This window comes from Vibrio sagamiensis NBRC 104589 (assembly GCF_007990935.1).
GTDB lineage: Bacteria > Pseudomonadota > Gammaproteobacteria > Enterobacterales > Vibrionaceae > Vibrio > Vibrio sagamiensis.
The window spans coordinates 1-2,654 of record NZ_BJXJ01000096.1 but is presented as its reverse complement, the minus strand read 5'-3'; the positions used below and the strand labels follow the sequence as shown (position 1 = coordinate 2,654).

The following is a 2,654-nucleotide window of genomic DNA, read 5'->3' as shown; positions in this document are numbered from 1 at the left end:
GAGGGGGAACCGTACACAGATGAACCCAAAGTACGTGATTAAGAGCGATGTTAATAGATTGAGATCAAAGAAGGCACAGGAATAAATCAGCTCAGAGACAGATCTCCCCTCCCAAAAAGTGAGTAACCTTAGCACTCAGGCTTTGTTAACGATTCTTCATATAGGCCCACTATACCTACAAATCATTGCTGCAACGGATAGCTAAGGTTGTCACACTAAGCAGAACATCTAGAAGTAACTCGAGTGCAAACATTATTGACAAGATGATCTGTCGCAATTATTTAAGAGAACTTAAAAAGAGAATACGACCAAAATCATGTCACTCATCATCCATGAGAATTTGCATCATATACTCATGTCGTTTAAGGAAATTGAGAGTCACTTCATAGTGCTCTGTGTCTTCATACTTCGTTTTATAAATACCACTTTCGCTAAACTGATAAATGATAGCTCTAGGATAAGCAAGGAGAATCGGTGAATGCGTTGCAATAATAAACTGCGAGCCGTCTTCGACAAGTTGATGGATCGCTGAAATAGCAGCCATCTGTCGGGTTGGTGATAAAGCAGCCTCTGGCTCATCCATGATATATAAACCGTGACCGCGAAGCTTATTCGTGATCGTGGACATAAAAGATTCTCCATGTGATTGTTCATGCAAAGAGTTTCCACCATACCCTTGCAGTGACGGCGGAGAAATTTGATCAATATAAGTTGCAACATTATAAAAGCTTTCTGCTCTAAGGAAGTAATAATCCTTTGGCCTCTTAAAGCTTTTAATTGTTTTGATGAAATTAGCTAACTGAGAATGAGTTTCTTTAGTATGGAATAACATATTTTTGTTACCACCTTCTGCATTTAGCCCCATTGCAACAGCAATAGCTTCAATTAGTGTTGATTTACCTGTCCCGTTTTCGCCAATAAAAAAAGTCACATCAGGATGAAATTTAATGAAATCGAGCTCCTTGATTGAAGGAACATTGAATGGATACTGGTCAAAAGTTGTGATTTTCTCACGCTTTAACTCAATTTCTCTTAAATAAGGTTTATTCTCGAAAGACATACACATAATCCAAAGGTAAGAAGGAAGGAGATTAAAGACTCTCGAAGGCCAAAAGTTATAAATAGACTTATTCCGAACATAAAAGTCACTAGTAAAGTGGCGAGATATTCGTAATTTAAATATTTCCAGAGACATAGTTAACCTGAGATAAAATTGAAATGTCACAGCCGATGGGGAACAGCAGATATTTGACGACTTACAAAAGAGGGGTCTTGTTGATCGTCAAATAATTCAACAATAGACCAACTGTATAGCATACCATAAACAAGTCCAACCGATAAGAAGGTACAATGAACTGGTTGGTTTGCTAAAACTTTACATAATTGATTAGACGGATATTTTACCTCTTTATATCCATAAGCACGCTTTTTTTTAATAAAAATTTTGAAAAAACGATCCTTATTAGATACTTCATTTAATGGACCTTTAAATAAAAATTTAAAATCCACTCCTGTTGGCAAATGAGTCAAATTATTTTGCTCGTTTAATTCAGGAATCATAATATCTTGAGTTGTATATATAGAAAATTCCTCTCTGAATGAGACGCAGGAGACATAGAATTGATTAGAAGTATTTTTTGCACTGGTATTAGGACTAACAAGCCAATCTCCAAAAAATTTAACATTTTTATTATTATTATAGTTATTAAAAACCCAATATTGCTTGTCATGATTCCAATCTGCAAGAGAGCTATCAGATAAATATGAATTTTTTAGCTCTGAGAAATCATAATCTAAAGGTAAACGCCAGTTAGTTCGCCCTCCAAGACGTTTGGAATTATAGGTCTTGCACAAAGCCTGAGCGCTGGACAAATCAAACGTGTAGAAAAATGAATTAGATTCACTAGTACTTAACTGATTTTCTGCAAATTGAGAGAAACCAAGACTATCTAAAAATGTTTTTGGGGGCGGGCTAGTGAATAATTTACCCCCACCTATATCAACAATATCTATACAATTTGAAACGGTACCAGAATTACTATCACATATAGGATCAATATCTATCATGACAAGCGTAAGAATTCCTGTTTTAAAACTTCCCTTATGGTTAGAGAGAACAAAAGTAACATCTAGATACTTAGGTAATTGACTATTCCTAGTAAAAGTAAAAAATTTATTATACGGGTCATTTAGATGCTCAGAACGAATAAAAGCAGAACCATCAACTGAATATACATTAACCAATTGATATTCGATGTTATTTTGAATTGAAATAAGTTTAGATATATCTATATCTAAAATACTTTTAGAACTAGATTTATAATTAAAATCATTTATTTCTTCAATAATTAGTCCATTAGGAAGATTTTCACCTATAGAAATGTCAATCTGACCTAATTTTGCTTCTGATAAGTTTTTAGTATTAGTCAGAGTGTAAAGAATACGAGCATAACCAGCTGCACGGTAAGAAAATTTAATTGAGTTTTGAAAAAGTTTGACATCACCGTCGCCAAGTAGGGTGTACTGTTCAGATAGTTGCCAATCATCCCAATTAATTGTGAAATAATCAGCCAAATTTATATTTAGTGTTTGAGAATCATGTTCATCTGACAACAACCCATGTTTTGAAATGATTTCAAGCTTTGGATCTTTAT

At 34.2% G+C, this 2,654-nt stretch carries 1 protein-coding gene and 1 pseudogene; both read right to left on the bottom strand.

Translation table 11 applies throughout. From position 1 onward, the window contains the following. Positions 1-319: 319 nt before the first annotated feature. Positions 320-1,060, bottom strand: coding sequence for an AAA family ATPase (locus VSA01S_RS19450; protein WP_039981534.1), 741 nt, complete (start codon positions 1,058-1,060; stop codon positions 320-322). Between the two features lie 161 nt (positions 1,061-1,221). Then, positions 1,222-2,654 (bottom strand): annotated as a pseudogene (locus VSA01S_RS20110) (hypothetical protein); the annotation flags it as partial.